The sequence below is a fragment of the Arthrobacter sp. NamB2 genome, assembly GCF_005281365.1.
Taxonomy (GTDB): domain Bacteria; phylum Actinomycetota; class Actinomycetes; order Actinomycetales; family Micrococcaceae; genus Arthrobacter_D.
This window is the reverse complement of sequence record NZ_SZWI01000004.1, coordinates 181,735-205,099: the sequence shown is the minus strand read 5'-3', so window position 1 is coordinate 205,099 and position 23,365 is coordinate 181,735. Positions and strand designations below refer to the sequence as shown.

The window sequence follows — 23,365 nt, the reverse complement described above, 5'->3', positions numbered from 1 at the left end:
ATGAGGGTGGTCATGGACCGGCAGCAGGAGTTCGTACTGCGAACGATCGAGGAGCGTGACGTCCGTTATGTGCGCCTGTGGTTCACCGACGTCGTCGGTTCCCTGAAGTCCGTCGCCCTTGCACCCGCGGAAGTAGAGGGAGCCTTCGAGGAGGGTCTCGGGTTCGACGGTTCGTCCATCGAGGGCCTCGCACGCGTGTACGAGTCGGATATGCTGGCACAGCCGGATCCCTCGACCTTCCAGATCCTGCCGTGGCGCGGTGACAAGGAACAGACCTCCCGGATGTTCTGCGACATCCTCACCCCGGACGGTCAGCCGTCGAATGCCGATCCCCGCGGCGTCCTCAAGAAGACACTGGCGAAAGCCGCCGACATGGGCTTCACGTGCTACACGCACCCCGAGATCGAGTTCTATCTGCTGAAGTCGGCCGAACTGGGCGCGGACGGCCAGCCGGTGCCGGTCGACCAGGCCGGCTACTTCGACCACGTCCCGGGCGGTGTTGCCCAGGATTTCCGCCGCACCGCCGTGGCCATGCTCGAATCGGTGGGTATCTCGGTCGAGTTCAGCCACCACGAGGCCGGCCCCGGCCAGAACGAGATCGACCTCCGGTACGCCGACGCGCTGCAGACGGCAGACAACATCATGACCTTCCGGACGATCATCAAGGAGGTCGCCCTCACCTCGGGCAGCTACGCGACCTTCATGCCCAAGCCGTTCTCCGAACACCCGGGCTCGGGGATGCACACCCACTTCTCCCTGTTCGAGGGCGACACCAACGCCTTCTTCGAGGCCGGCGCCGAGTTCCAGTTGTCGAAGACAGCCCGCCAGTTCATCGCGGGCATCCTTCGGCACGCACCCGAGTTCACCGCCGTGACGAACCAGTTCGTCAACTCGTTCAAGCGTCTGTGGGGCGGGGGCGAGGCCCCCAGCTACCTGTCCTGGGGCCACAACAACCGCTCGGCCCTGGTTCGCGTGCCGCTCTACAAGCCCAACAAGGGCCAGTCCGCACGTATCGAGTACCGAGGCATCGACTCCGCCAGCAACCCGTACCTCGCCTACTCGGTGCTGTTGGGCGCGGGGCTGAAGGGCATTGAGGAGGGCTACGAGCTGCCTGCCGCCGCCGAGGACGACGTCTGGAGCCTGACCGCCGCCGAGCGCCGCGCCATGGGACACGATCCGCTTCCCGCGAGCCTGCACGACGCGATCAGGGTCATGGAGGACTCGGAGCTGGTGGCGGACATCCTCGGGGAGCAGGTCTTCGAGAACTTCCTGCGGAACAAGCGCGCGGAGTGGCACGACTACCGGATCCAGGTGACCCCGTACGAACTGCGCCGCAACCTCAATATCCTCTGACCCCGCTGACCGTTCTCCTGCTTGGCTAGTGTTGACGCATGAGCCTTAACCGCAAGCTGATCAGTTATGGCTTCACCGACCTCGAGAAGAGCAGGCGCTTCCTCGACGCGCCGGAGCTGCAGGGGCTGAACGACGACGACCTGTTCGCAGGGCTTTCTGCAGCCGCCAATCCGGACCTGGCGCTGCAGTCCTTCGTGCGGCTGCTCGCGGTCAGTCGGAAGGCTGCGTCCGCCGCCTTCTCCGACGACGGCCGGCGAAGGGCGCTGTTCAGGCTCCTGGGCGCCTCCGAGGCCCTCGGCGAGTTCCTCATGCGCCATCCCGAGCACCTCGACGTCGTCCGTCCTGGGCCGGCGTCGCCCGCGGTGGTGACGCCGGGGGAGCTGCGGGCCGCGTTGCTGCGCTCCGTCGACGCGGATCCGGACGAGGACAACCCGGTGGCGCGCGTGGGCGGGGTGGACGCGTACAAGAGCCTGCGGGTGGCGTACCGGCGGCACCTGACCGACCTCGCTGTCCGGGACCTCGGCCACTGCTCGCCCGTGGACTACCTCCCGGTCGTTGCGCGGGAGCTCGCTGACCTGGCCGCCGCAGCGCTCGAGGCATCACTCGCCGTCGCACGTGCCGAACTCGGTGAGGTGTACGAACCCGATGTCCTCGCGCGGGTCAAGCTCGCCGTGATCGCGATGGGTAAGTGCGGAGCGCGGGAGCTGAACTACATCTCCGACGTCGACGTGGTCTACGTGGTGGAAGGGGAGGACCTCGACGACACGACCACGACGAGGATCGGGACGGGACTGGCCTCCGGGATGTCCCGGGGCGTGTACTCGCCCGGCCCGGAACCGGCGCTGTGGGAGGTCGACGCGAACCTCCGGCCCGAGGGTAAGGACGGACAGCTCGTCCGGACGCTTCAGTCGCACGTGTCCTACTACGAGCGGTGGGCGAAGACGTGGGAGTTCCAGGCGCTCCTGAAGGCGCGGGCCGCGGCGGGGGATCCGCAGCTCGGCCGGCGCTACGAGGAGGCCATCGCCCCCTTCGTCTGGGCGTCCTCGCAGCGCGAGGGGTTCGTGGAGGCGGTCAGGGCGATGCGGCGACGAGTCACCGACAACATTCCGCGCGACGAGGAGGCACGCCAGCTCAAGCTCGGACCAGGCGGCCTGCGCGACGTCGAGTTCACGGTACAGCTGCTCCAACTCGTCCACGGGCGCCTGGACGAGTCGCTGCGAGTGCGGGATACCGTCGCCGCCATCGCTGCGCTCAGCTCGGCCGGGTACATCGGACGCTCGGACGCCCTCGACCTCGATGACGCCTACCGCTACCTTCGTGTCCTCGAGCACCGGATCCAGCTCATGCAGATGCGCCGGACGCACCTCATGCCGGAGGACGAGAGCGCCCTGCGCGCGCTGGCCCGGTCCTCCGAGGGATGCATGGTGACCGTGCGCCCCAGTGCGCAGAGCCTGCACGAGAAGTGGCAGCGGACCCGGCGGCTCGTCAAGCGCCTCCATGAGGCGATCTTCTACCGCCCCCTGCTCAACAACGCGGCGACCCTGCAGCCCGAGGACGTCCAGCTGACAGCAGAGGCTGCGCAGGCCCGGCTGGCGGCTCTCGGCTACCAGGACCCCCGCGGTGCCATGCGCCATATCGAGGCACTCACGGGAGGGCTGCGGCGCCGGGCATTGCTGCAGAAGCAACTGCTGCCCATCCTCCTGGCCTGGTTCGCCGACGGCGTCGATCCCGACGCCGGCCTGCTGGGGTTCCGCCGCCTCAGCGAGTCCCTCGGCGAGAGCCACTGGTACCTCGGAATGCTCCGCGATTCCAACGCGGCAGCCGAACGTCTCTGCGCCGTCCTGTCCAGCAGCCGTTTCATCACCGACCTGCTGGAGGTCTCGCCCGAGTCCACGCAGTGGCTCGGTTCCGACGCGGCGCTGGTGCCCGAGACCTTCGACGAACAGTGGCAGGAGATCCAGTCGAAGATGTCCCGGCACCCCGAGCCGGGTGAGGCGATCCGGCTGATCCGGCTCATCCGCCGCCGTGAGCTCCTGCGTATCGCCATTGCCGACAGCTCGAACCTGCTCTCGCAGGCGGAGGTCGGAGCGGCCCTTGCGGACACCGATCGTGCTGCTGTCCTCGGAGCCCTGCACGTAGCGGAGAAGCAGGTCTTCTCGCAGGAGGAGCAGCTCACCGACGTCGTCGTCATGGCGATGGGTCGGCAGGGAGGCAGGGAGATCACGTACGGTTCCGACGCCGACGTGATCTACGTGCACCGGCCCTTCCCCGGCGTCGACGAGTCGGCCGCGCAGAAGCAGGCCGAAACGATCGTGGCGCGCCTGGCCGCCCTGCTGACCCAGCCGTGCAAGCCGCCGGTCCTCGCCGAGCGCGTGCTGGAGATCGACGCAGCCCTCCGGCCCGAGGGCAAACAGGGTGCGATGGTGCGCTCCATCGATTCCTACCGGGAGTACTACCGCCGCTGGTCGCTCGTCTGGGAGGCGCAGGCGCTCCTCCGGGCGCGGCCGCTGGCCGGCGACGACGACCTGGCGGCCGAGTTCCTGGACCTGATCGGACCCGTGCGATATCCGCAGGAGCTCGGCGAGTCCGACGTCCGCGAGATCCGCCGCATCAAGGCCCGGGTGGAGGCGGAGAGGCTACCCCGTGGTGCCGATCCGTCACGCCACCTGAAGCTCGGTCGCGGTGCCCTCAGCGACGTCGAATGGCTCGTGCAGCTCCTCCAATTGCGGCACGCGCATTCGATCCCTGCCCTGCGCGTGCAGTCCACGCTCGCGGCTCTCGAGGTGATCGAGGCAGAGGGCCTGCTGCCGACGGAGGACGTGGCCACGCTGCGCGAGAGCTGGAACCTCGCTACGCGGATCCGGGCGGCGAACGTCATCTGGACCGGGCGCGGATCCGACCTGCTGCCGTCCCCCCGCCGGGACCTCGAAGCGGTGGCGCGGTGGTGCGGTTACGGACCGGGCAGTGGCTCCGAGCTCGAGGAGGACTACCTGCGGGCGACCCGCCGCAGCCGTGCGGTCTTCGAACGGCACTTCTACGGGTACTAGCTCCGCGGGCTCCGCTCTCGGCCCCGCTGACCGATTCCTATACAGACCTCGCCGGTGGACATAGAGTTGCGGAACCGGATCAACGCTCGATCGAGGAGTGGCAGTGGCTGGACGACGCGCGGGCCCTCCGACAGCCGGCCGCCTCAGGTCCCTGACACTGATTGCGGCCGCCCTGCTGTTCTGCGCCGGGGTCGTCGTCGCCGGCATCACGCTCGCGGGGACCATGCGGGGACCTGCCGCCTCTGCTCCGGCACCTGCCGCCCCTGCCCCGGCACCTGCCGAGGCCCCGGCAGCGGAACCGGCCCCCGAAAGCCCCCCGGCTCCACAGGCAGGCGAAGCCGGGGAACAGAACGACGGCGCCGTCGGGATCCCCGACCCTGTCGAGGATCCGTCGTCCGACCGTGCGGCCGCGTGGGAACGCACCGCCCTGGCGCGTCTGGGAGTCCCGGACTGGGAGGAAGCCTGCGGAAGTACGGAGGCACGCTGGGCCTGCTCCGTCGCAACGATCGAATCCCCTGCCGAGGGCGAACTGGTCGCCGTCCTCCGTGACGACCAGAACGACGCCGAGCTGGGCGAGACATCCGCCGAGGCGCTGATGCACCTCATCGGTTTCACCGACCCGACGCTCCAACTCGTCACCACCACCGATGCGGACGGCAGCTGGAGCCACGCATTCACTCGTAGCGCCTCCAGCCTGCTCAACCCCCGGATCTGAAACCAGGAAGGTCCAAGGGGGGCGGACTCTTCCGGACCTGGGGCCCGGGCCACCCGGCCTGTTCAGCCACAGGACCCAGCCTGTTCCGCCACCGGGCCCCCGGCCTGTTCCGCCACCGGCCTCACGTGGAGTGCTACTACAACGCAAAGGTCCCTCCCGTCATCGGACGGGAGGGACCTTCGGAACAGCTTGAGCAGGTCGTGCGGACGGTCGACGGCTCAACTCCGCCTCCGACCCGTCAGCTGCTAGACGCCGTAGTAGAGCTCGAACTCGTAGGGGTTCGGGCGCAGTGAGAGCGGTTTGATCTCCATCTCGCGCTTGTACTCGATCCAGGTGTCGATCAGGTCCTGCGTGAAGACGTCGCCGGCCTGCAGGAACTCGTTGTCCGCTTCGAGGGCAAGGAGGGCTTCTTCGAGCGATCCGGGCGCCTTCTGGATGTCCTTGGCTTCCTCGGCGGGCAGCTCGTAGAGGTCCTTGTCGATGGGCTCAGCCGGCTCGATGCGGTTCTTGATGCCGTCCAGGCCCGCCATGAGCTGCGCGGCGAAGGCGAGGTAGGGGTTCGACGAGGGGTCCGGCGCGCGGAACTCGATGCGCTTGGCCTTCGGGTTGGACCCCGTGATGGGGATGCGGATTCCTGCGGAGCGGTTGCCCTGCGAGTAGACCATGTTAACAGGAGCTTCGAAGCCCTTGACCAGTCGGCGGTAGGAGTTCACCGTCGGGTTCGTGAAAGCGAGCACAGCGGATGCGTGCTTCAGGAGGCCGCCGATGTACCAGCGCGCCATGTCGGACAGGCCGGCGTAGCCGCGCTCGTCATAGAACAGGGGCTGTCCGTCGCTCCACAGCGACTGGTGGCAGTGCATGCCCGACCCGTTGTCGCCGAAGATGGGCTTGGGCATGAAGGTGGCCGACTTGCCCCAGGCGTTGGAGACGTTCTTGACGATGTACTTGAACTTCTGGAGGTCGTCCGCCGCGTGGGTCATGGTGGTGAACTTGTAGTTGATCTCCGCCTGACCGGCACCGCCGACCTCGTGGTGCGAGCGCTCCACCTCCAGGCCGGCCTTGTCCAGCTCGACGCAGATCGCGTCGCGGAGATCGGCCTGCTTGTCGACGGGCGAGACCGGGAAGTATCCGCCCTTGAACGGCGTCTTGTTGCCGAGGTTGCCGCCCACTTCCTCGCGGCCGCTGTTCCAGGGCGCCTCGATCGAGTCCACCTTGTAGAAGCTGCCCTGCGGGGACGACTCGTACTGGACGTTGTCGAAGATGAAGAACTCGGCCTCGGGAGCGAAGAACGCGGTGTCCGCGATGCCGGTGGAGGAGAGATATGCCTCAGCGCGCTCGGCGACGCTGCGGGGGTCACGGTGGTAGGGATCACCGGTGCGTGGGTTGACGATCGAGAAGTTGAGGGCGAGGGTCTTCTCCGTCCGGAACGGGTCGACGAACGCCGTCGTCACGTCCGGGATGAGCTGCATGTCCGACTCCGCAATGCCCTGGAAACCGCGGATCGAGGATCCGTCGAAGAGCTGCCCGTGGACGAAGAAGCCGGCATCGACAGACTTGGCGGGAACGTTGAAGTGCTGCTGCACCCCCGGGAGGTCGGTGAACCGGACATCGACAAACCTGATGTCTTCGTCGGCGATGAACTTGAGGACCTCGTCCGCATTCTTAAACATCGATTCATGCTCCTAACGCATGGCTGGGGAAAGACCCGGCGCCAGCGCGTGTCCCTGCACCGCACGGGATGTCACGAGCTATGGCAGGGACGCTGCCGCCGACTCGTCCCAACTGTAGGAGCGGGCAGTTTCTCGCTGGTGTCGTCTTTGTTTCCGGGACGTTACATGAGGGCAACTGCGCCTCCCAGCCTAGCGCCCTCAACTCCGCGCGGGCATAATGCGCCCGCTCGCCGGTAGGCTGACAGCGTGGTGAACAGACGTGATATCGGCTCGTGGATGGAAGGCCCGTCGCCGTCGGGCAGCCAGCAGTGGCCCGGCCAGAGGCTCGGGCGGCCCGAGTCGGGTCCGGGGTCGATCGCCCGGTTCGGCCCCAGGGCGGGCGCGCTCCTCATCGACTGGGTGATCTGTTCGCTCCTCTCCGCCGCCTTCTTCGGTTACGACGGATTCGCGACGCTCTCGATCTTCCTGGTGGAGCAGATCCTGTTCGTCGGCTTCTTCGGCTACAGCATCGGGCACCGCCTCCTCCGTCTCCAGGTGCAGACACTCGATGGCCGCCCGGCCGGCTACCTGACCGCGATCCTCCGCGGCGTGCTGCTGTGCCTCGTGATTCCGGCGCTGATCATCGACGCCGACCAGCGGGGCCTTCATGACCGGGTTCGCGGCACCGCGCTCTTCCGGATCTAGTCGGCGTCCCCCACCCGGACCACGAACAGGTGCCTGCGCGGTCCGCGCATGGGAAGAGCCCCTCCCCATCAGGGGAAGGGGCTCTTGATCGTTCGCTGTGGGAAGGACAGTTGTCAGCGTCCGCGCATCGCCTTACGGTCGGGGCGTGCCTTGAAGGGGTCGACACCCTTGGGGATCGGCAGCTTGGTGCCGAGTGCGCTGAGACGCTTGTCGACGGCGTAGACCTCCTGCTTGGTCAGCGACTTCTTCAGCTTCTGCACGGTCTTCGGCAGCTTTGCGAGGGGCACCTGCCGCTCACCGCGTCCGCTCTCGATGATGTGGATGGGCACGTTGGGGATGATGCGTGCCATCTTGCGCTTCTCGCCGTCGATCAGCTGCTTCACGCGGGTGGAGGGTCCCTCGGACACCAAGATGACGCCGGGTCGGCCGATGACCCGGAACACGGCGTCCTGCGTACGCGGGTTCACGGCGACCGGCTGCTCCTGCAGGATCCAGCCGCGGCGAAGAACGCTCAGGGCAGCACCTGCGGCACCTGGCTTCCCCTCGATCTGCGAGAACGCCGCGCGTTCGGCACGACGCGACAGGATGAAGATCGCCGCGAGGAACGCGAGGGGGATCGCGATGATCATGAGCGTGATGACGTTGTCGATCAGGAGACCGATCAGCAGACCTACTGCGATAATCCCGATGAAGGCGAGCAGCATGAACCACACGACGCCGGGGTCGTTGCGCCGCGTCATCTTGAAGACCTCGGACACCTGCTTCATGCGCCCGGTCTTCTTCGGGCCCTTCTCGGCCTTCGGCTTCCGGGAGAAGAGACGGCGCTTGGGCGCGGGAGAACCTGAGGGATCAATCGTGTGCGACATAGTTCTTCGATTCTACGGGATGGCTGGAGCACGACGGCGGCAGCGGCCGACCTGCGGGCACGGCGCCTGCGTCAGCCGGCGAGGAGGGAGGATGCTTCCTGGGTAGCCGAGCCCGACTCGTCCAGGTGGGCGAGCTCAGCCGGCAGTTCCAGTCCCTTCTTGCGCATCGCCCGTGCCCACAGGCGGCCTGCCCGGTAGGACGAGCGGACCAGCGGCCCGCTCATGACCCCGAGGAAGCCGATCTCCTCGGCCTCCTCGCTCAGTTCCACGAATTCGCCCGGCTTCACCCAGCGGTCCACCGGCAGGTGTCGCTCGCTCGGGCGGAGGTACTGCGTGATCGTGATGAGGTCACAGCCCGCCTGGTGCAGGTCGCGCAGGGCTGAGGAGATCTCCTCGCGCGTCTCGCCCATGCCGAGGATGAGGTTCGACTTCGTGACCATGCCTCGATCGCGTCCCTGGCTAATGACGTCGAGGGAGCGCTCGTAGCGGAAGGCAGGACGGATACGCTTGAAGATCCGGGGAACCGTCTCCACGTTGTGCGCGAATACCTCCGGTGCGGCATCGCAGATCGCCGCAATGTGCTCGGGTCGTCCGGAGAAGTCCGGTATGAGGATCTCCACCCCGGTTCCGGGGTTCATGCTGTGGATCTGGCGGATGGTCTCGGCATAGAGCCATACGCCCTCGTCGGGCAGGTCGTCACGGGCTACGCCCGTGACCGTCGCGTAGCGCAGGTTCATCGACTTGACCGACTGCGCGACCTTGAAGGGCTCGCTGCGGTCGAGCGGCTGCGGTTTGCCGGTGTCGATCTGGCAGAAGTCGCAGCGCCTGGTGCACTCCGAGCCACCGATGAGGAATGTTGCCTCCCGGTCCTCCCAGCACTCGAAGATGTTGGGGCACCCTGCCTCTTCGCAGACGGTGTGCAGGCCTTCCTTCTTCACAAGATTCTTCATCGCAACGAACTCGGGGCCGATGTTGACCTTCGCCTTGATCCAGTCCGGCTTGCGCTCGACCGGAGTCTCGGCGTTGCGCGCCTCGATGCGCAGCAGGCGGCGACCCTCGGGTGCAAGGCTCACAGTAGGGCTCCTTCTGACGGGATGTCGTGGGCGCTGCCGGCGTCGTCCTCGCCCACCAGCAACGCCTCATTCTTGCGCAGTTCGGCCTCGATAAGCGAAACGACCGCTTCCGGGGTGACGGTGCGGCCGCACTCGCTGGAGATGGAGGTGACGCCTGCGTCGCTGATACCGCATGGAACGATCTGCTGGAAGGGCCCCAGGTCGTTGCTGCAGTTCACGGCGAAACCGTGCATCGTCACGCGGTCCTTCACGCGAATACCGATGGCAGCGATTTTCCGCGTCGGTCTGCTGTCCGTCGCGGCCAACCACACTCCCGACCTGCCGTCGATCCTGATGCCGTCGATGCCGAAGTGCCGGAGGGCGGTGATGATGACCTCTTCGAGAGTGTGGACGTAGTCCGCCACCCGCGCGGGATCCCGCAGCCTGAGAATCGGGTAGCCGACCAGCTGGCCCGGGCCGTGCCACGTCAGCTTCCCGCCGCGGTCGACGGGAACGACAGGAGTTCCGTCGAAGGGACGCTCGTGGTCCTCCGTGCGCTTGCCTGCCGTGTACACCGCCGTGTGTTCGAGCAGGAGGACCGTGCTGGGCGAGGAGCCATCGACCACCTGCTCGTGCAGGGTCCTCTGCATGTCCCATCCGTCGGTGTACTCGATGAAATCGGGGGCGAGACCGACGCGTGACAGCACAAGAGTCATGATCCTAGGGTAGTCCCGTTCACGGACAGTATTCGTCGGCCTGTCGACGTCGTTCGATCGGGCCGCTCCCGTCGATCCGTCATCCGCCGGGCAACTCGAACATCGCTGCGAGACGCACCAGCCGCCACTCACGCCCGGTACCGCGAACCTCGAAGGACAGCACGGGGGAGCCGGGGCCCACTTGTGCCTGGAACCTCCAGAAGTCGGTCCTCACACTGCAGGTGGAGGGTTCCTCATCGGCGCGGGACGACCGGACAGGCAGGAACCGCCAGGTGGACCAGTGCAGGCCGCTCCCGACGACGTGCCATAGTGATCCTCGCCAGCCCAGGCAGGAGGGCCGAGCATCGGGGTCCGAGGGGTGGAAGGACAGCGACACGACGTCATCGAGCGGTCGCCACGTCCTGGGCGCCAGCGAATTGAACTCCATGGGTGAACCTGTCGGGAGAGAAGCTGTGGGGGTTAAATTAGAACACATGTTCTAGTCCCGTACCTCGAATCCGACATCTGCAGGAGGAGACGCTGTGGATAACCGCGGGCGGCCGCCCGCACTGCCCTAGAACTGATGCATGAGCGATGTGACGTGCACCATCGAGCCACCCACGCCCCCGTCCGAGGTTCCAGGGTTCCGCGTGGGACGCCTCCTCGGTCAGGGCGGTTCCGCGCTCGTCTGGCTGGTGACGGACGAGCGGGGCGGGCGGTTCGCCCTCAAGGTGGCCAGGACGCCTCGAACCCACGCGGCATCAACCGGTCAGGTGGCCGTGCCGGCCGCACCGGCGGGGGCGGACACGCGCAGAAGGGGCCGCCGCGCAGCCCCTTTCCCCGACGATGGCACCCCGGCGCTTCCGCCGGTGCGGCGGCACTGCCGCTCGGACGAGGATCGTCCTGGCCCGGTGGTACCCGATCGAGACTCCGGGAGGGACGGTATCGAGCGTGAGCTCCGGCTCCTGCAGCGGTTCACGCACGAACACCTCGTTCGGGTTCATCGCCTGGTCGACACCGACCAGGGGCCGGGCATCGTGATGGACCTGGCGGCTGGCGGGTCCCTCCTGGGGCTCGTCACGAGCCGCGGGCCCCTGCCCATCCCCGAGGTCGTCACGGCCCTGGTTCCCGTTGCCCAGGTACTCGGACATCTCCACGGAGCAGGCGCGCTGCACGGCGACGTGACGCCGGGGAACATCCTGTTCACGCACGAGGGCAAGCCGCTGCTCGGCGATCTCGGCGTCGTAAGACTGCTCGGCTCGGACCCCGGCGCCGTTGCTGGGACAGCCGGATTCGTCGACCCCACGGGCATCGGTTCCTTCGATGCGGCGTCCGACATCTTCGCACTCGCTGCGGTGGCCTGGTTCGCGCTGACCGGGCGGATTCCCGGTCCTGCCGAGCACCGGCCGCCACTCGCGCTCATCGTCCCGGACGTGCCACCGGCACTGATGCAGCTCATCGAGGACGGCCTGAGCCCGCGTAGGGAACGCCGTCCCAGCGCCGATAGCTTCGCTCGGTCACTGCTGGGCAGTTCGAAGCCCGAGCCGATCAACCTGGTGCCGGCCGTCCATGCCAGTGTCCGGCCTGAGCTGCTGACTCGGCGCGCTGTCGCGGCTCCCGCCCCGACGCAGTCGTGGTGGAAGCGGCTCACTAGCTCAGGGTCCGGTTCCCGGCCGCGCGGCTTCACGCGGGCCCCCGCGCTACCTGACCGTGTCCCGGAGTCTCCCCGTTGCGAAGTGGCCCTGCCGGCTCCTGCCGCCGGCCGGAGCCGGGCACGGGGAGGCAAGGGGCCGAACGGACCGCGAGAGCGGGGTTTTCTCGCCATCGCAGCCGGGATGGCCGCTGTCGTCCTGCTCGTCGCGGGAATCGTGCTGACTGTCGGCGAGCAGCCCGCGTCGGACTCCTCCGCGACCGTACAGACATCGTCGGCTCAGGATCAGGGGGCGGGCTCGGGCAGCAAGCCCCGAGGGGCCGAGCAGGAGCCGGGCACGCCGTTCACCTCCTTCTCCGGCCAGGAAGTGCCCGGGCGATCGACACGGGGTGAGGCGCCTCCGAACGAGGGATCGAACGTCGACCCTGCCGTGGCACTCGACGAACTGGCGGATCTGCGGGCCTCAGCCTTCGCCACGGCGGACGCCGGCCTCCTGGTGGCGGTCGACGTCGAGGGCTCACCGGCGATGACTGCAGACCGCGAGGCGGTGGCTGCGCTCGCAGGCTCGGGCAAGAACCTCAAGGACCTGACGATCGATATCCGGGACTCCTCCGTCCTCACAGCGGGGGAGCTGTCCGCGATGCCGGCGGTCGGCAGTCTTCCTTCCGTCACTGGGCCGCCGGCTGCCACCCACGTCGCCGTGGTCAGGGCCACGGCCAAGCTCTCGTCCTACACGGAAACGGCCGCTTCATCACCGGCGTCATCTCCTGCGTCAGCTCGAGCGAGCGCCGCACCCGACGCGGACGAGCCTGGACGGGTAATGGCCGCGGGCCAGCAGGAGCTCCTGTTCATCCTCTGGAACTCCGGTGAGGGCTGGCGGATCCACTCCGTGGGCGCTCCGACGGATTGACGGGAGCCCGGTCCGCTCGGTCCGCTCGTCGCACCTTGGAATACCGCTATGCACCGAGGGAGCATCACCGACTACTGCGGAGTGCTGCCGAGTACCGCGGTCACTTGCGGGTGACGATCCGGCGCACCCACTGGGCGAGCGACTCGGGAGTCGGCTGGTCGAAGGTGAATCCTGCCGAGATCAGCGCCCGGGGCTCCATGCGCGCGCTGACGAGCAGAAGCTCATGGCCGAGTTGTCCGATGACCGCGGTGAGCACGAAGGCAGGGACGCGGAACCAGACCGGCCGGTGAAATGCCCTGCTGAGCTGAAGCATGATCGCATCGAGGGTTGCCGGCGCCGGTGCGCTCAGGTTCACAGGTCCCACGAGGGGCGTCGTCAGGAGGAACTCGAGAGCCCTCACCTCGTCGTCCAGGCTGATCCAGGGCCACCACTGGTTGCCCGGGCCCAGGGACGTGCCGGCGAAGAAACGCATCGGGGTCAGCAGGTTCGGCAGGGCCCCGCCCCCCTTCGCCATCACGATGCCGGTCCGTGCCAGCACGACCCGAACGGCATCCGGCGCCCGCAGCGCTTCGGCTTCCCAGCGCCTGCAGATGTCGGCGAGGAGGGTCTGTCCTGATGCTGACGCCTCGGTCAGCACCTCGTCACCCCGATCGCCGTAGTAGCCGGACGCCGACTGGCTGACGAAGACCGCCGGAGGGTTCTGCGCCTGCCGCATCGCCTGCACGAGCGTCCTGGTCGGCATGATCCGCGACGAGTACAGCGTTTCCTTGTAGCTCCGGGTCCAGAGGCCTCCGGCTATGCCCGCGCCCGAAAGGTTGATGACGGCATCCGCCCACTCCACGGCAGCGACATCGAGTTCGCCGATGGAGGGATTCCACCTGATCTCGGCCGAATTCCTCGGCGATCGGCGAACAAGACGCCGGACGTCGTGATTCTTGTCGAGCTGGCGGGTGAGGGCGGTTCCGATGGTCCCGGACGCGCCGGCGAGGAGGATACGCATGGCTCCATCGAACCACTTGTCCCGCGCGAAAGGTATTGCGGACGGCGGGCGTCCGGCACCTCTGGCGCCGGTGGCGTTACGGGCCGAAGGGCGGGGAGGGACACGTGGCGCTCCTCGTCGGTAGCTAAGATCGACCAATGGGCTCCGATTACCTTCGCTATCCGCATATCCACGGCAACCGCGTCGCATTCGTCGCTGAGAACGACGTCTGGGTCGCCTCACTCGACGGAGGCCGCGCCTGGCGAATTTCGGCGCTGCAGCTTCCCGCCAGGAACCCGCGCTTCTCGCCGGACGGATCCACGATCGCCTGGACGGTCGTGCAGGGCGGAGCGCCGGAGGTCGTGGCCGCTGACGTCGAAGGAGGGAACTTCCGCAGGCTCACTTTCTGGGGACACCAGAGCACCCGCGTCAAGGGCTTCACATCGGAGGGTGACGTGCTTGCGACGAGCGCCTTCCGGCAGGAGGACTCGCGGCTGAGCTGGGCCTACCGGGTTCCGCTCGACGGGACAGCGTCGTCCGTCGTCCCGCTGGGCCCTGTCGACACCGTTGTCGATGGCCCTGCCCTCGGGGACGAGAAGCCGGTGGTGATCGGCAGTGTCCTGACGCGGGAGCCGGCGTGGTGGAAGCGGTATCGGGGCGGCACCGCAGGCAAGCTCTGGATGGATTCCGACGGTCGAGGGGACTTCGTGCGGTTCCTTCCCGAGCTGGACGGCAACCTCAGTGACCCCATGTGGATCGCTGGGCGCGTAGCTTTTCTGTCCGACCACGAGGGACACGGCAACCTCTACTCCGCTGACCGGAGCGGCGGCGACCTGCGCCGACACACCGACCACGACCAGTTCTACGTGCGTCATGCGAGCACCGACGGCACGCGGATCGCCTTCGAGTCGGCGGGGGAGCTCTGGTACCTGCCGACGCTGGATGCCGACGCGATCCGGCTGTCCGTCACGCTGGGGTCGGCATCCACCACGCGACGCCCCCAACCGCTCGCGGTGGAACGACACCTCGCGGCTGCCGTGCCGACATCGGACGGATCCGCGTCCATCGTAGAGGCGCACGGCACCCTCCACTGGCTGACCCACAAGGACGGCCCGTCGCGTGTGGTCGAGGCGACGCCGGGTGTCCGGGCCCGTCTAGGTCGGCCCATTGATCGGTCCCGCGTGGCGTACATCGCCGACGTGGACGGTGAGGAGGCCCTCTATGTGCGCGACGTCTTCGCACCGGCCGACGGTGAAGCAGCCGCGGACCAGTCCGAGCCCACGGGCCGATCGGAGCACGCCGGGTCCCAGCACGTCGGCCCCGAGCACGCCGGCCCCGGCCGGAACGGGGCGGAGCTGAACGGGTCGGAGAGCGACGGCGACGGCGTCCAGGTCCTGCCCGCGCCCGTGAGTGCACTGAGTCTCTCCGATGGCCCGCACCGGCCATACGATGACGGGGCGAGTGGCGGAGCGAGTGACGAGGCGAGCGATACTGCACCCGGAGGCGGTGATGCGGGCAGCCGCGCACGTCTGGAGCAGCCCGATGACGGTGCTGCCGGACCGGAGGCAGCCCTGGTCGATGCCCAGTCCGCACTGCCCCGCTCCAGTCTCCAGCGCTTCACCTTCGAGGGGCGCTTCCGCGCATCGGCAGTGGCAGTCAGTCCGGACGGCAGCCGCATCGCGGTGCCGTCCGAGACCGGCTCCCTCGAGCTCCTGACGGTTGCCACCGGGGAGAGCCGCCGCGTCGTCTCGACGGAGCATGGAGTGATCGAAGCCGTTACCTTCTCCCATGATTCGGCATGGCTCGCATGGGCGGAGCCCATGGCCCAGGAGGGCGCGCGGAGCCGAATCCGCCTTGCCTCGGCTTCCGCACCCGACGAGATCATCGACGTCACGGACGGACGGTTCCGGGACTGGTCGCCGACGTTCAGCCGGGACGGGAAGTATCTCGCCTTTCTCTCGGATCGTAGCTTCGACCCCGTCTACGACACCCACCGCTTCGACCTCAGTTTTCCGGCGTCGACGAAACCCCACCTGGTGGCGCTCGCCGCCGGGACGCCGTCGCCCTTCGGCCCGCGCGCCGCGCTGACAGGCGGCGACACCGATCGCAACGGCGGTAGGGGAAGCTCTGGTGCTCCGGGTGCTCGAGGTGCTGCTGGTTCCGCTGGTAGTGAGGGACGTGACGGCGAGGAACCACCTGCGACCGTCGTCGTCGATCCTGACCTCATCATGGCGCGCACCATCGCGGTTCCGGTTGCGCAGGGAACGTACGACGACCTTCGAGCCGTCGACGGAGCACTGCTCTGGACCGCCGGCGACATCGGGGGAGTAACGGGCGAGGGGCGCGCGTCATCCTCCGACGGCGAGCCCGCCCGGCGTCTGGAGCGTTTCGACCTGGAGCGCAGGAAAGTCGAGGTCCTCGCGGCCGACATCGACGCCTACGAGGTGAGCAGGGACGGCGCGACGGCGGTCCATATGTCGAGCGGGAAGGTCACGGCGATCCCTACGGACGGCGCGACGGATACGGACTCGCCGAAACGGGTCGAGGTCGGGCTCCAGCGCATCCGGGTCTCGCTCGATCCGGTCCGGGTGTGGAGGCAGGCGTTCGAGGAGGCCTGGCGGCTCCAGCGGGACTTCTACTGGACTGAGGACATGGCCGGGGTCGACTGGCATGGCGTACGGGAGCGCTACCTGCCACTGGTCGATCGCCTCGGAAGCCATGACGACCTCGTTGACGTCCTGTGGGAACTACACGGGGAGCTCGGGACATCCCATGCCTACGTCGCACCAGCGCTCGTGGGCGAAGCCGGAGGACACCAGGGATTCCTCGGGGCGGAATTCGCGCCGGCCCGGGACGGCTGGGCGGTCACCCGGATCTTCGAGGCCGAGTCGTCGGATCCGCTCGCGGCGTCGCCCCTGAGCGCGCCGGGCGTCGCCGTCCGTGCTGGAGACGTCATCGAGGCCATCGACGGTGTCCCTGTGCCGGCCCGCTTCGGCCCCTCGGTGCTCCTGACAGGAGCTGCAGGAGTGGCAGTCGAACTCACGGTGCGGCCCGGTGACGGCAAGGAACGCCGTCGTGTCGCCGTGGTTCCCCTCCGCAGCGAGGAGCGCCTGCGCTACCAGAACTGGGTAGCGGCGAACCGGGCGATCGTGCAGCGTGCCTCCGACGGGCGGTTCGGCTACCTGCACATCCCGGACATGGTTGCGAACGGATGGGGACAGCTGCACCGCGACCTCGATCGTGAGACGACCCGGGACGCCCTCGTGATCGATGTGCGACGCAATCGCGGCGGTCACACCTCGCAGTTGGTCGCAGAGCTCATCGGGCGGAGGGTCACGGCGTGGTCGATGCCCCGGGGGGAGACCCCCGGCACCTACCCGGCCCACGCACCCCGCGGTCCCGTGGTGGTCCTGACCGACGAGTTCGCGGGTTCCGACGGCGACATCATCACGCAGGTCGTGAAGCTGCGCGGTATCGGACCGGTGATCGGTACCCGGACCTGGGGCGGAGTCATCGGCATCGACGGCCGGTTCAAGCTCGCGGACGGCACGGGCGTGAACCAGCCGAGGTACGGCTTCCACGTGACGGGCGGCGTCGGATGGTCCATCGAGAACTACGGCGTCGACCCGGACATCGAGGTGCCCTTCCCACCGCATGCATACGCGGCTGGGGAGGATCCGCAGCTCGAACACGGGGTCGGGATACTTCGGGAGATGCTCGCCGAGATCCCCACGGACGTACCGCCGCTGAAGCAGGGCTACCCTTCCCGGAAGCCGGGATCGCTGCCTCCGCGACCACAGGATCTGCGCGACTGATCCGTAACCCCACGCGTATGCAGAAGACCCCCGGACACCTGGTGTCCGGGGGTCTTCTGGCCAGCTGTGCGGCGGGAGCGTCAGGCTAGCTCTTCAGCGTCGCGCTCAGCGTGATGTCCTTGACGGCGGCAAGGGCCTGCGACACGGGGCAGCCCTCCTTCGCGGCCTGGGCAACCCGCTGGAAGTCCTCCTCGGAGAGCCCGGGAACGGTCGCCTCGAGTGTGAGACGGATGGCGGTGATGCCCGTGCCCGGCTGGAAATCGACCTCTGCCTTCGTCTCGACGCGCTCCGGGGTCTTGCCCTCTTCACCCAGCGCGTGGCTGAACGCCATCGAGAAGCATGCGGAGTGTGCGGCGGCGATGAGCTCCTCCGGGCTGGTCTTGCCCTCGGACTGCTCGGCGCGTGCCTTCCAGGTCACGTCGTAGGTGCCGATACCGGATGAATCAAGCGTTACCTGACCCGAGCCTGTGGGGAGGTCTCCACTCCAGACGGTGTGGGCTGTGCGAATGGTAGCCATGGTTCTCCTTGGTGTTTGACGGGCGCGGGTTTCGCGTCCGGTACTTCACTCCCATCCTAGGGAGCGCGGGTGGGGAGTTCCATCGGGCGTCCGGGCGGACAGCCGGAAAAGGAAGGAGCCGCCTCCCTCACGGGAAGCGGCTCCTGTCGGTCGAACCGATCGGACGGGACTACAGGCCGAGGTCGGCCTCGAAGGCTCCACCCTCGAGGCGTGCCTTCAGCGTCTGCAGGAATCGGCCCGCATCGGCGCCGTCCACGAGGCGGTGGTCGTACGTCAGGCTCAGGTACATCATCGAACGGATGGCGATCGTGTCATCACCGTCGACTCCGGTGATGACCACCGGACGCTTGACGATGATGCCGGTACCCAGGATGCCGACTTGTGGCTGGTTGATGATCGGCGTGTCGAAGAGGGCACCGGCCGACCCGATGTTCGTGATCGTGAAAGTGCCACCGGAGAGCTCGTCCGGGCCGATCTGTCCGTTCCTGGTGCGAGCCCCGACATCGGCGATCTTCTTGGCGAGTCCGCCCAGGTTGAGGTTGCCGGCGTCCTTGATGACGGGAACCAGCAGGCCCTTCTCGGTGTCGACCGCGATCGCGAGGTGCTCGACGTCGTGGTACGTGACTTCCTTCTTCTCTTCGTCGAAGGACGCATTCAGCTTCGGGTGCTGCTTCAGCGCCTCGGTGACGGCCTTCGAGATGAAGGGCAGGAAGGTCAGCTTCGCGCCGTTCTGTGCCTGGAACGAATCCTTGGACACCGCGCGCAGCTTGGCGATACGGGTCATGTCGACCTCGATCACCTGGGTCAGCTGGGCGGAGACCTCGAGCGATTCACGCATCCGCTTCGCGATGGTCTGCCGGATCCGCGGGGCCTTCTCGACGGTGCCGCGCAGTTTCGAGGGCTCGACGGCGGGAGCGGCCGGCCTCGATGGTGCTGCCGGTGCTGCCGGTGCTGCCGGTGCCGGTGACTGCGGAGCAGCTGCAGGTTCCGGTGTCGCCGCCTTCTGGGCTTCGGCAGCCTCGAGGACGTCCTGCTTGCGGATGCGGCCACCGACCCCTGTGCCCTTGACCGTGGAGAGGTCTACCTTGTTCTGGTTCGCGAGACGCCGGACGAGGGGAGTGACGTAGGTGGAGGTATCCGAGCTTCCGGACTCTTCCGCCGCCGGCTTCTTCTCCGCTGCGGGCGCCTGCTCGGTCGCGGGCTCCGGGGCCGGAGCGCCGCTTGCGTCGTCGTCCGGTTCCGAGGTGGTCGAGGCGCGCTCGGCTTCCTGGTCCGCACCGGGCTTCTCGGTCGGGGCGTCGTTGCGCTCCTCGGCCGGCGCCGCTACGAGCGGATCGCCGGACGCTGCTTCGACCTTCTTCGGTGCGGCTGCACCGGATCCGATGACGGCGAGAACGGCGCCGACCTCGGCGGTCTCGTCCTCGTTGACCCTGATCTCCTGGAGCTTGCCCGCAACAGGGGAGGGAATTTCCGTGTCGACCTTGTCGGTCGATACCTCGAGCAGCGGCTCGTCGACTTCGACGTCGTCGCCGACGGCCTTGAGCCAGCGGGTGACCGTACCCTCGGTGACGCTCTCGCCCAGGGCGGGGAGAGTGACCTCGGTACCCTCGGCGGAGCCGTCCGAGTCGTCACTCGATGCAGGCTCGGGGGCCTGCGGAGCTTCCTCAGCTGCCGGCTGCTCGGGTGCGGCGGGAGCCTCCTCTGCGGCCGGAGCTGCGTTGCCCGCGTCGCCACCACCGGATCCGTCTCCGATGCGCACCAGCGGGGCGCCGACCTCCGCGGTCTCGTCCTCCGCGACGAGGATCTCCTCGATGACGCCGGCGATCGGCGAGGGGATCTCGGTGTCGACCTTGTCTGTGGAGACCTCGAGGAGGGGCTCGTCGACCTCGACGCGGTCACCGACCTGCTTGAGCCAGCGGGTGACAGTGCCTTCGGTGACGCTTTCACCGAGAGCGGGCAAGTTCACGGATTCAGACATAATGCGCCCGTTTCTCCTTTATAGATCGTTCCTGGCAGCTGGTCGACGAGCGGGGCCCGTTCAGCTGGCAATGCTTTGAAGTTCCTGCGTCCGAGCTTAGTCCACGCCCTTGGAACGTGGACCAAGCCCGGTTGTGCGTGCTGCGGTGCCTCAGCCGTGCAGCGGCTTCCCGGCGAGCGCGAGGTGGGCCTCGCCCAGCGCCTCGTTCTGCGTCGGGTGCGCGTGGATGAGGGGCGCGACGTCCTCGGGGTACGCCTCCCAGTTCACGATCAGCTGTGCTTCACCGATCTGTTCGCCCATCCGGGTGCCCAGCATGTGCACGCCGACGATCGGCCCGTCCTTCTCACGGACGAGCTTCACGATGCCGCCGGTACCGATGATCGAGCTCTTGCCGTTCCCGGCCAGGTTGTACTCGTGGGTCTCTACGCGGTCGTCCCCGAACTTCTCGCGGGCGGCCTTCTCGGTGTATCCCACCGAGGCGATCTCGGGATCGCTGTAGGTGACCTTCGGGATGTTGAGGTCGGCGACGACGACGGGCTTCAAGCCGCCGATCTCCTCGGCGACGAAGATGCCCTGCTGGAATCCGCGGTGTGCCAACTGCAGGCCGGGAACGATGTCACCGATTGCATAGATGTTGCCGACACCCGTGTGCAGGCGCTCGTTGGTGATGACGAAACCGCGGTCCATCGTGAGGCCGGCCTCCTCGTACCCGAGGTTCTGGGTCACGGGTCCGCGGCCGACGGCGACGAGCATGAGATCCGCCTCGAAGGTCTTGCCGTCCTCGAGCGACACCACCACTCCGTCGTCGTTCTGCTCGACGGACTTGAAGCGGGTTCCGGTGTTGAACTTGATGCCGCGCTTCTTGAACGCGCGCTCGAAATTCTTGACGATGGAGGCGTCCTCGTTCGGGACGAGCGAGGGAAGGGCCTCGATGATCGTGACGTCGACCCCGAAGGACTTCCAGACGGACGCGAACTCACAGCCGATGACGCCACCACCGAGGATGATGACCGTCTTGGGAACGAAGTCCATCTTCAGCGCCTGGTCGGAGGTGATGACCCTGCCGCCGATCTCGAGGCCTGGCAGGCTGCGGGAGAAGGAGCCTGTGGCGAGGATGATGTGCTTGCCGGTGTAGATGGTGCCGTCGACGTCGATGGTGTTCTGCGAGGCGAGCTTGCCCGACCCCTCGATGACCGTGATGCCCTTGGACTTGATGAGACCCTGCAGGCCCCGGTACTTGCCGGCGATGATGCCGTCCTTGTACGCGTTCACCGCGTTCATGTCGATCGCCTCGAAGGTGGCCTTCACGCCGTATTTCTCGGAGTCGCGGGCGCCGTCGGCGATCTCGGCGGAGTGCAGCAGGGCCTTGGTGGGGATGCAGCCGTTGTGGAGGCACGTGCCTCCGAGCTTGCCCTTCTCGATGAGCCCTACGGTGAAGCCCAGCTGCACTGCGCGGAGGGCCGCAGCATAACCGCCGCTGCCTCCACCGAGTACCAGGATGTCGAATTCTTGCGCAGTTGCCGATTCGGCCACTTGAACGCTCCCTCGCGTGGTCTGTTGACGCGCAGGACGCGTCGGTTGATAGATCGATTGCCGTTGCGGTCGCGGTGCGGTCGCAGGTGCTTTCCGTGCTCGTTTTTCACCCTATCCCCAGAAGGGACCATCATCCACTTGAAGTGCGGGTGGACCACACCGGAGCGGCCTGATGTGCGCAGAGTCACGTGCAGGACATTCCGACGCGATAGTTGAGTGGGGGCGCGGTGCCGAGGCTCGTGCGCCGCGCCCTCTACGACCTCAGGCGGTGCGCGCGAGGACGTCCTCGACGTACGCCAGCAGCGTACGGACACCGACGCCGGTGCCAGACTTCGGCGTGTAGCCGTAGGCGGCGCCGTCGTTGAACGCGGGTCCGGCGATGTCGAGGTGTGCCCACGGGATCTTCTCGCCGTCCACCTGGCCGACGAACTCGCGGAGGAACACCGCGGCGGTCATCATCCCGCCGTTCCGCTCGCCGATGTTCGCGATGTCGGCGACCTGCGACTCCAGGCTCGGTCGCAGTTCCTCGGGAAGGGGCATGGGCCAGAACTGCTCTCCCGCTCGGTCCGCGGCGGCCTTCACCGCATCCCGCACGCCGTCGTCGCCCATGACCCCCGACACGCGAGTACCGAGCGCGATCATCTGCGCTCCCGTCAGGGTGGCGATGTCGATGATCGCATCGGGTGCTTCCTCGCTGGCAGCGGCAAGGCCGTCGGCGAGGACGAGCCGGCCCTCGGCGTCGGTGTTCAGGACCTCGACGGTGCGCCCGCCGTAGATCGAGAGGACGTCTTCTGGGCGTTGCGCTGTACCCGAGGGCATGTTCTCCGCGAGGCAGAGCCAGGCCGTGACCTTCGCGGGAAGGCCCAGTTCGGCGACGGCGAGGAGAGTCGTCAGGACGACGGCGGCGCCGGCCATGTCCAGTTTCATCGTCTGCATGCCGGCGGCCGGCTTGAGCGAGAGTCCCCCGGAGTCGAACGTGATGCCCTTGCCCACGAGTGCGAGGTGGACGGCGGACTTGGCCGGCGAGTACTCGACCTTGACCATGCGCGGTGGACGCGACGATCCCTTGCCCACTCCGAGGATGCCGCCGTAGCCGTCACGCTCGAGGCGCTTCTCGTCCATCACCGTGACCTTCACGGGGAGTCCGCGCGAAAGGTCCTTCGCGGCCTGCGCAAAGGTCTCGGGGTAGAGGTGGCTCGGCGGAAGGTTCACGAGTGAGCGCGTGGTGTTGACGTTCTTGCCGAGGACGACGGCACGGCGGAAAGCAGGTGCGAGCTCGGCGTCGTCGGCCGCAGGCGTGTGGACGACGACGTTGCGGACGGCGGCCTTGTCGGTGGCCGGCGAGACCGTGCCGTCCGCCTTCATTCCCGACTTGTGGCCCTCGTAGCTGTACGCGCCGAGAGCGGCTCCTTCGGCGACGGCTGTTGCGGAGGCGACGGTGTCGGCAGGCAGGGCGAGGACGACGGTGTCGAGGCCGGTCAGCTGGCGGACGGCAGCGCCGGCTGCGCGTCGCAGGGTCTCGGGAGCGAGCACCTCACCGGCGGTCACCGGACCGACACCGGAGAGCACGAGGGAATCGGCCCCGGTCTCGGGCAGCCCGGGAAGGCGGCGTACCTCGTCCGCCGCACCGGTGATGCCGAGCACCTGGAGCGAGTCGCCGAGTGCTCGAGCAGCCTTCGCCGGCAGCGGGCCGGCGAGCAGGACCGGCCCGTCCGTGCCCTTCGCGACCGCGATCACGAGCGCGTCGCTCGGAATCTTCTTGATGTCCTTGGCGGAAGCCGTCAGGTGTAGTTCGGTCGTCTTGATCACGGATTCTGTCTCCTCGTGTCCGGATGGGTTGTCCAGATGCTGCATCACTCGTGGCCCCGGTATCTGGTGGTCCGGGAACCGTCCCAACGAT

16 protein-coding genes are annotated in these 23,365 nt (G+C 67.7%); 6 read left to right on the top strand and 10 right to left on the bottom strand.

The genetic code is table 11. From position 1 onward, the window contains the following. The first annotated feature begins 12 nt into the window (after nucleotides 1-12). The 3 genes from glnA (FDK12_RS09615) (at nucleotide 13) to FDK12_RS09605 (ending at nucleotide 5,115) form a co-directional block, all read left to right on the top strand. On the top strand, nucleotides 13-1,353 hold the full coding sequence (glnA, locus tag FDK12_RS09615) for a type I glutamate--ammonia ligase (protein ID WP_104117542.1): 1,341 nt from the start codon (nucleotides 13-15) through the stop codon (nucleotides 1,351-1,353). 38 nt (nucleotides 1,354-1,391) lie between these two features. Further along, nucleotides 1,392-4,400, top strand: coding sequence for a bifunctional [glutamine synthetase] adenylyltransferase/[glutamine synthetase]-adenylyl-L-tyrosine phosphorylase (locus FDK12_RS09610; protein ID WP_137369371.1), 3,009 nt, complete (start codon nucleotides 1,392-1,394; stop codon nucleotides 4,398-4,400). Between the two features lie 103 nt (nucleotides 4,401-4,503). Beyond that, on the top strand, nucleotides 4,504-5,115 hold the full coding sequence (locus FDK12_RS09605; protein WP_137369370.1) for a hypothetical protein: 612 nt from the start codon (nucleotides 4,504-4,506) through the stop codon (nucleotides 5,113-5,115). 245 nt (nucleotides 5,116-5,360) lie between these two features. On the opposite strand, the gene glnA (FDK12_RS09600) is transcribed toward FDK12_RS09605, so the two are convergent. Then, nucleotides 5,361-6,785 carry a type I glutamate--ammonia ligase gene (glnA, locus tag FDK12_RS09600; RefSeq protein ID WP_137369369.1) on the bottom strand — a complete coding sequence of 475 codons (1,425 nt, stop codon included), beginning with the start codon at nucleotides 6,783-6,785 and terminating at the stop codon, nucleotides 5,361-5,363. Between the two features lie 246 nt (nucleotides 6,786-7,031). On the opposite strand from glnA (FDK12_RS09600), the gene FDK12_RS09595 reads away from it, so the two are divergent. Beyond that, the gene (locus FDK12_RS09595) at nucleotides 7,032-7,469 is read left to right on the top strand and encodes an RDD family protein (RefSeq protein ID WP_137369368.1); all 438 of its coding nucleotides are present in this window, start codon (nucleotides 7,032-7,034) and stop codon (nucleotides 7,467-7,469) included. A gap of 113 nt (nucleotides 7,470-7,582) precedes the next feature. On the opposite strand, the gene FDK12_RS09590 is transcribed toward FDK12_RS09595, so the two are convergent. From FDK12_RS09590 to FDK12_RS09575, 4 genes are all read right to left on the bottom strand, one after another. Continuing rightward, complete coding sequence (locus FDK12_RS09590) at nucleotides 7,583-8,335, bottom strand: DUF4191 domain-containing protein (RefSeq protein WP_137369367.1); 753 nt, start codon at nucleotides 8,333-8,335, stop codon at nucleotides 7,583-7,585. 71 nt (nucleotides 8,336-8,406) lie between these two features. Beyond that, nucleotides 8,407-9,408: a lipoyl synthase gene (gene lipA / locus FDK12_RS09585; RefSeq protein WP_137369366.1), complete on the bottom strand. Its 1,002-nt coding sequence runs from the start codon at nucleotides 9,406-9,408 to the stop codon at nucleotides 8,407-8,409. Next, nucleotides 9,405-10,103, bottom strand: a complete 699-nt coding sequence (lipB, locus tag FDK12_RS09580; RefSeq protein WP_137369365.1) for a lipoyl(octanoyl) transferase LipB — start codon at nucleotides 10,101-10,103, stop codon at nucleotides 9,405-9,407. The genes lipA and lipB overlap by 4 nt, the downstream gene beginning before the upstream one ends. A gap of 79 nt (nucleotides 10,104-10,182) precedes the next feature. Beyond that, nucleotides 10,183-10,530: a hypothetical protein gene (locus FDK12_RS09575; protein WP_137369364.1), complete on the bottom strand. Its 348-nt coding sequence runs from the start codon at nucleotides 10,528-10,530 to the stop codon at nucleotides 10,183-10,185. Nucleotides 10,531-10,669: 139 nt separating this feature from the next. Here FDK12_RS09575 and FDK12_RS09570 point away from each other — a divergent pair, with 139 nt between their 5' ends. Next, nucleotides 10,670-12,643: a protein kinase domain-containing protein gene (locus FDK12_RS09570; protein WP_137369363.1), complete on the top strand. Its 1,974-nt coding sequence runs from the start codon at nucleotides 10,670-10,672 to the stop codon at nucleotides 12,641-12,643. Nucleotides 12,644-12,743: 100 nt separating this feature from the next. Here FDK12_RS09570 and FDK12_RS09565 read toward each other — a convergent pair whose 3' ends face one another. After that, complete coding sequence (locus FDK12_RS09565; RefSeq protein WP_137369362.1) at nucleotides 12,744-13,643, bottom strand: TIGR01777 family oxidoreductase; 900 nt, start codon at nucleotides 13,641-13,643, stop codon at nucleotides 12,744-12,746. Nucleotides 13,644-13,780: 137 nt separating this feature from the next. Between FDK12_RS09565 and FDK12_RS09560 the strand changes: the two genes are divergently transcribed. After that, nucleotides 13,781-17,437 carry a S41 family peptidase gene (locus FDK12_RS09560; protein ID WP_137369361.1) on the top strand — a complete coding sequence of 1,219 codons (3,657 nt, stop codon included), beginning with the start codon at nucleotides 13,781-13,783 and terminating at the stop codon, nucleotides 17,435-17,437. An 85-nt stretch (nucleotides 17,438-17,522) separates the two neighbouring features. Here FDK12_RS09560 and FDK12_RS09555 read toward each other — a convergent pair whose 3' ends face one another. The 4 genes from FDK12_RS09555 to FDK12_RS09540 form a co-directional block, all read right to left on the bottom strand. Next, nucleotides 17,523-17,954, bottom strand: a complete 432-nt coding sequence (locus FDK12_RS09555; RefSeq protein ID WP_137369360.1) for an OsmC family protein — start codon at nucleotides 17,952-17,954, stop codon at nucleotides 17,523-17,525. Nucleotides 17,955-18,123: 169 nt separating this feature from the next. Further along, complete coding sequence (gene sucB / locus FDK12_RS09550) at nucleotides 18,124-19,932, bottom strand: 2-oxoglutarate dehydrogenase, E2 component, dihydrolipoamide succinyltransferase (protein ID WP_137369359.1); 1,809 nt, start codon at nucleotides 19,930-19,932, stop codon at nucleotides 18,124-18,126. A gap of 150 nt (nucleotides 19,933-20,082) precedes the next feature. Beyond that, complete coding sequence (lpdA, locus tag FDK12_RS09545; protein ID WP_137369358.1) at nucleotides 20,083-21,465, bottom strand: dihydrolipoyl dehydrogenase; 1,383 nt, start codon at nucleotides 21,463-21,465, stop codon at nucleotides 20,083-20,085. A 261-nt stretch (nucleotides 21,466-21,726) separates the two neighbouring features. Further along, on the bottom strand, nucleotides 21,727-23,274 hold the full coding sequence (locus FDK12_RS09540) for a leucyl aminopeptidase (RefSeq protein WP_137369357.1): 1,548 nt from the start codon (nucleotides 23,272-23,274) through the stop codon (nucleotides 21,727-21,729). Nucleotides 23,275-23,365: the final 91 nt, after the last annotated feature.